We start from the raw sequence: 4,968 nt of genomic DNA, 5'->3' as shown, positions 1-4,968 counted from the left end.
CCGCAGCCCTGGCCCGCAGGGTGAGGGTCTGGCAAGGCCGCACTCGTTGTTGCCGTGCTCGCCGGGTGTACAACATGGCTGCGCCCGGCGCCTAGATTGCGGCCTTGCCAGACCCTCACGCACCCCCGATTTCCCGGATTCAGTGGACTACCGCATCATGCGGACCTCCAGGAGCCTGTTCACCATGCTGATCTCCGCGCCCCACCCCGCTGCTGACCGCCACGCGCTGATTGCGCAGGCGCGCCAGAGCCTGCTGTCCGACGGTGCAGCGCCCGTGCGCGCCGAGGTGGAGCCGTGGATTGCGCGATCCTGGCAACGCTGCCTGGCGCGGGGCCTAGAGCCCACACGGCGCGTGGCGTTTGACGCCGTCAGCGCCACGGCGCTGCGCCACAGCCAGGAGCAGAACCACCACCTGCTGCGCGCGGCCCGGCCGGTGCTGGAGCAGCTGACCCGGGCCATTGCGGGCATGCGCTACTTCGCTATGCTCACCGACGCACGCGGCATCGTGGTCGATGTGCAAGGCCATTGCGACCGGAGCGACCCGCGCGCCAGCGCCATTGGCCGCGTGGGCATTGATTTATCGGAAGCAGCCGTGGGCACCACCGCCATTGGCGCCGCACTGGAAGAGCTGCAGCCTGTGTGGTTGCACCGGGGCGAGCATTTTTTTGACGATAACGCCAGCTACAGCTGCGCCGGAGCCCCGCTGTTCGACCCCCAGGGCCGCTGCATGGGCATGCTGGACCTGACGGGTGTGGATGTGCCCGAACGGCCCGAGCTGCGCCACCTGGTGGCCCGGTCGGCCCGCGCCATGGAAGACGCACTGCTGCTGCAACTGCCCCACGCACTGCTGCTGCGCGTGAACTGGCCGGGCTGCCCGCTGGGCGGTGAAGGCGACGGCCTGCTGACGCTGGACGTCGACGGCTGCGTGGTGGGTGCCAACAGCATGGCCCGCCAGCTGGTGCCGCAGCCCCTGCGCGCGCCCGGCCTGCCCGGTGCCCGCACCCACTGCAGCGACCTGCTGGCCATGCCCTGGACCATGCTGTTCGACGCGGCCCGCCAGCAACGCAGGGAGCCGCTGGATTTGCCGCTGTGGTCGGGCCTGCGGCTGCACGCGCTGGCGCAGCTGCCTGCGCACGCCCGCACCGTGGGCGACACCCACACAGCGGCGGTGCCAGGCATTGCATCCGCGCCCGCCCCGCTGCGCGAGGCCGAAGTGGCCATGATCCGCCGCGCCGTGCAGGAAGCGCGCGGCAATGTGGCCGAGGCGGCGCGTGCGCTGGGCATCAGCCGCGCCACGGTGTACCGCAAGCTGGGCGCCCCCAAAGGCGGGTGACAGGCCCGCGCCGCGGCCCACACCGCCGTACAGGCGTCCGGCGGCGGCATTTCAAGCATTTTTGGCCGATAGCGCTAGTGCAATATGCCTGAGCAGCTATCAAATAGATAGCAAATCAATCACCCCATCAACCGAGGCGCCTCGGGCCGCTCAGGCACGCGGCCGTCGCAGTCCCACTACCGGCTGCGCGCTGCGCCGCTGCTGACGCTCCAGCGCTCCGTCAGCGGCGGCTTTCAGCAGCCGCTGGAAGGACGGGCACTGGGCATGGCTCTCGGCCGGGCAGGCGGCTGCGTGCCGCAGGCCGTTGCTCATGGCCTTGAGGCGCTTGACCATGGTGTCGAGTTCGTCGGCCTTGGCTGATAGCAGCTGCCGGTCGATGTTCGGCTCGCCGCTGGGCAAGAACATCGACCGGATGTCGTCCAGCGAGAACCCGGCCGACTGCCCCAGCGCAATCAACGCCAGCTGGTCCATCACGCCGGGCGCAAACCGGCGGCGCTCGCCGGGTTGCCCCACCGACTGGATCAAGCCCTTCTCTTCGTAATACCGCAGCGTGGACGCCCGCAGCCCGGAGCGTTTGGCGACTTCGGCAATGTCCATGAAAAAACCTCTTGACCTCAAGTTGACTTGAACTTCTATATTCCGTGCAAAACCTTCTTTCGTCAACTTTCCGAGGTGTTTTGATGACTCTCTCACTGCAAGACATTCCCCTCGCCATGCTTCTGGGCATCGGCGCCACCGCCGTCATGGATGCCTGGCTGTTGCTGCTCAAAAGGCTGGGGGTGCCCACGCTCAACTTCGCCTTCATCGGCCGCTGGGTGGGCCACCTGGTGCGCGGGCAGATCGCCCACGCCGCCATCGCCAAAGCAACTCCGGTCCGGGGCGAGCTGGCCTGGGGCTGGCTCACGCACTACGCTGTGGGCGTGGCCTTTGCGGGGGTGCTGCTGTCCCTGCAGGGCGTCGCCTGGGTCCACAGCCCCACCCTGTGGCCCGCGCTGGCCGTGGGCATGGGCACCGTGGCGGCGCCGCTTTTGGTGATGCAGCCCGCCATGGGCTCGGGCTTTGCCGCATCGCGCACGCCCACCCCGCTCAAGAACTGCCTGCGCAGCCTTGCCAACCACACCGTGTTTGGCCTGGGCCTGTATCTCTCCGCGCTGGTCATCGCATTGATTTCACGCTGACCTGTCCCGCGCCTCCTCCCCGAAATCACTCTCAAGGAAACCACACCATGCAACACATTGCCATCGTTTACCACAGCGCCCACGGTCACACCGCGCACATTGCCCACCACGTGCTGGACGGCGCACGCGTCGTGCCGGGCGTCCTCGCCGAAATGGTCCGCGCCGAAGACCTGGCGCAGGCACCCGATCGTCTGCTGCGCTACGACGGCGTCATCCTGGGCTCGCCCACCTACCTGGGCGGGGTCTCCGGGCCGTTCAAGACCTTCATGGATGCCACAGGCCGCCTGTGGAAGACGCAGCAGCTCAAGAACAGGCTGGCGGCGGGCTTTACCGTGTCGTCACTGCCCGCGGGCGACAAGCAGTCCACGCTGATGTCGATGTGGGTGTTTGCCATGCAGCACGGCATGGTGTGGGTGGGCAATCCCATCCTGCCCGAGCAACACGCCGGGGTGCCGTACGACGAGGCGGCCAACCGCCTCGGCTCCTGGTCGGGACTGATGGCGCAGGCAGGCCACGGGGCGGCCGCCGATGCCTTTGTGCCCGGCGACACCAAGACCGCCCGCATGTTCGGCCAGCACTTTGCCGAGACGCTGCAACGCCTGAGCGGTGTGGGCGCACGCCAGCCTGGCGAGGAGGTTGCAGCATGATCCCCGCCCGCTATGGACCGGTGCTGTTCAGCTTGATCTTGTCGGGTGTGATGTCGCTGCTGGTGTCGGGCATCTCCACCTTTCGCGCGCTGCAGCCACAGCAGGACTTTGTGAGCCTCTGGGCGGGCGCGTGGCTGACCGGGTGGCTGTTTGCCTTTCCGGCGGTAATGCTGGCAGCGCCACTGGCCCGCAAGGCGGTGGCGCTGCTCACGGCCAGGGGCTGACCGCACAGGCTCGGTGTACCGCGCCGCTCACGCCCGCTCGTACCAGCCCTTGCTGCGGTTGACGATGTGCACCACCAGCAGCATCACCGGCACCTCGATCAGCACGCCCACCACAGTGGCCAGCGCGGCGCCGGAGTGAAAGCCGAACAGGCTGATGGCGGCGGCCACCGCCAGCTCGAAAAAGTTGGAGGCGCCGATCAGTGCCGATGGGCACGCCACGCTGTGCTTCTCCCCCACCGCGCGGTTGAGCCAGTAGGCCAGCCCCGCGTTGAAAAACACCTGGATCAGGATGGGCACGGCCAGCAGCGCAATCACCAGTGGCTGCTGCAGGATGGCTTGGCCCTGGAACGCAAACAGCAGCACCAGCGTGGCCAGCAATGCGGCGATGGACCAGGGCCCCATGCGCGCCATGACGGCATCGAACACCGCCTGCCCCTTGGCCAGCAGCGACCGGCGCAGCCACTGGGCCAGCACCACCGGGATCACAATGTAGAGCACCACCGAGGTCAGCAAGGTGTCCCACGGCACGGTGATGGCCGAAATGCCCAGCAAGAACGCCACCAGCGGCGCAAACGCGACCACCATGATGCTGTCGTTCAGCGCCACCTGCGACAGCGTAAACAGCGGATCGCCGCCGGTGAGGCGGCTCCACACGAACACCATGGCCGTGCAGGGGGCCGCTGCCAGCAGGATGAGGCCTGCGATGTAGCTGTCCAGCTGGTCGGCTGGCAGGTAAGGCGCAAACCAGTGGCGGATGAAAAGCCAGCCCAGCAGCGCCATCGAAAACGGCTTGACCAGCCAGTTCACCACCAGCGTCACGCCGATGCCCCGGGCGTGCTTGCGCACCTCGCCCAGCGCACCGAAGTCCACCTTCACCAGCATGGGGATCACCATCACCCAGATCAGCACGCCCACGGGCAGGTTGACCTTGGCGATCTCCATGCGGCCCACGGCCTGGAACACCGACGGCAAGAACTGCCCCAGCGCAATGCCCACCACGATGCACAGCAACACCCACACGGTGAGGTAGCGCTCGAACACGCTCATGGGGGCCGGCACGGGCGCGTCGGCCGGTTCGCACCGCACCGTCATGGCGTGTCAGCGGCACGCGAAAGCTCGCGCGCGGTGTGCTGCAGCAGGGTCTTTTCGAGCTTGTCGGCGGGCAGGTTGATGAGCAGCTCCAGCCGCTGGTGGATGGCATGCAAGGTCTTGCGGAAAGCCTCGCGCTTTTCATCGTCCGAGCCATTCCCCTCAGACGGGTCGGCGTAGCCCCAGTGCGCAGTGGCCGGGTGGCCGGGCCAGATGGGGCAGACCTCGCCCGCCGCGTTGTCGCAGACGGTGATGATGAGGTCCATCACGGGTGCGCCCGGGGTAGCAAACTCGTCCCAGCTTTTGCTGCGCAGGCCTTCGGTCGAGATGCCGGCGGCGCGCAGCACCTCCAGGCCCAGCGGGTGGGGTTGCTGGTTGTCACGCGGGCTGCTGCCCGCCGAGTATGCGTGGAACCGGCCCGGTGCCATGTCGTTGAGCAAGGCCTCGGCCAGGATGCTGCGGGCCGAGTTGTGGGTGCAAAGAAAAAGAACGTTCAA

Annotated in this window: 7 protein-coding genes; 4 read left to right on the top strand and 3 right to left on the bottom strand. The window is 67.7% G+C overall.

Features of this window, described 5'->3' with window-relative positions:
* The first annotated feature begins 184 nt into the window (after positions 1–184).
* A complete protein-coding gene (locus DBR23_RS23080) occupies positions 185–1,333 on the top strand; it encodes a helix-turn-helix domain-containing protein (protein ID WP_108499724.1) in 1,149 nt (382 codons plus the stop codon).
* Positions 1,334–1,483: 150 nt separating this feature from the next.
* On the opposite strand, the gene DBR23_RS23075 is transcribed toward DBR23_RS23080, so the two are convergent.
* On the bottom strand, positions 1,484–1,930 hold the full coding sequence (locus DBR23_RS23075; protein ID WP_056066933.1) for a helix-turn-helix domain-containing protein: 447 nt from the start codon (positions 1,928–1,930) through the stop codon (positions 1,484–1,486).
* A 116-nt stretch (positions 1,931–2,046) separates the two neighbouring features.
* On the opposite strand from DBR23_RS23075, the gene DBR23_RS23070 reads away from it, so the two are divergent.
* Genes DBR23_RS23070 through DBR23_RS23060 form a run of 3 tightly spaced genes read left to right on the top strand, consistent with a single transcriptional unit; the run spans position 2,047 to position 3,382 of the window.
* Positions 2,047–2,511: a DUF2938 domain-containing protein gene (locus tag DBR23_RS23070; RefSeq protein ID WP_108499723.1), complete on the top strand. Its 465-nt coding sequence runs from the start codon at positions 2,047–2,049 to the stop codon at positions 2,509–2,511.
* A gap of 47 nt (positions 2,512–2,558) precedes the next feature.
* The gene (locus DBR23_RS23065; RefSeq protein ID WP_108499700.1) at positions 2,559–3,158 is read left to right on the top strand and encodes a flavodoxin family protein; all 600 of its coding nucleotides are present in this window, start codon (positions 2,559–2,561) and stop codon (positions 3,156–3,158) included.
* Positions 3,155–3,382, top strand: a complete 228-nt coding sequence (locus DBR23_RS23060; RefSeq protein ID WP_015015245.1) for a DUF2798 domain-containing protein — start codon at positions 3,155–3,157, stop codon at positions 3,380–3,382. Before DBR23_RS23065 ends, DBR23_RS23060 begins: the two co-directional genes overlap by 4 nt.
* Positions 3,383–3,409: 27 nt before the next feature.
* Here the strand turns inward: DBR23_RS23060 and arsB are convergent, their stop codons facing one another.
* Both arsB and DBR23_RS23050 read right to left on the bottom strand, forming a co-directional pair.
* Complete coding sequence (gene arsB / locus DBR23_RS23055) at positions 3,410–4,474, bottom strand: ACR3 family arsenite efflux transporter (RefSeq protein WP_108499699.1); 1,065 nt, start codon at positions 4,472–4,474, stop codon at positions 3,410–3,412.
* Positions 4,471–4,968, bottom strand: a 498-nt coding sequence (locus DBR23_RS23050; RefSeq protein ID WP_233250691.1) for an arsenate reductase ArsC, incomplete at its 5' end; no start/stop codon positions are given. The genes arsB and DBR23_RS23050, both read right to left, overlap by 4 nt.

It is taken from the genome of Acidovorax sp. HMWF018 (assembly GCF_003061035.1).
Lineage (GTDB): Bacteria > Pseudomonadota > Gammaproteobacteria > Burkholderiales > Burkholderiaceae_C > Acidovorax > Acidovorax delafieldii.
This window is presented reverse-complemented; position numbering and strand designations above follow the sequence as displayed.

What these genes read in the sequence shown, in the direction of transcription:
- DBR23_RS23075 (WP_056066933.1), bottom strand. Translation starts at nt 1,930, where the DNA reads ATGGACATTGCCGAAGTCGCCAAACGCTCCGGGCTGCGGGCGTCCACG.
- DBR23_RS23080 (WP_108499724.1), top strand. Translation starts at nt 185, where the DNA reads ATGCTGATCTCCGCGCCCCACCCCGCTGCTGACCGCCACGCGCTGATT.
- arsB (WP_108499699.1), bottom strand. Translation starts at nt 4,474, where the DNA reads ATGACGGTGCGGTGCGAACCGGCCGACGCGCCCGTGCCGGCCCCCATG.
- DBR23_RS23070 (WP_108499723.1), top strand. Translation starts at nt 2,047, where the DNA reads ATGCTTCTGGGCATCGGCGCCACCGCCGTCATGGATGCCTGGCTGTTG.
- DBR23_RS23060 (WP_015015245.1), top strand. Translation starts at nt 3,155, where the DNA reads ATGATCCCCGCCCGCTATGGACCGGTGCTGTTCAGCTTGATCTTGTCG.
- DBR23_RS23065 (WP_108499700.1), top strand. Translation starts at nt 2,559, where the DNA reads ATGCAACACATTGCCATCGTTTACCACAGCGCCCACGGTCACACCGCG.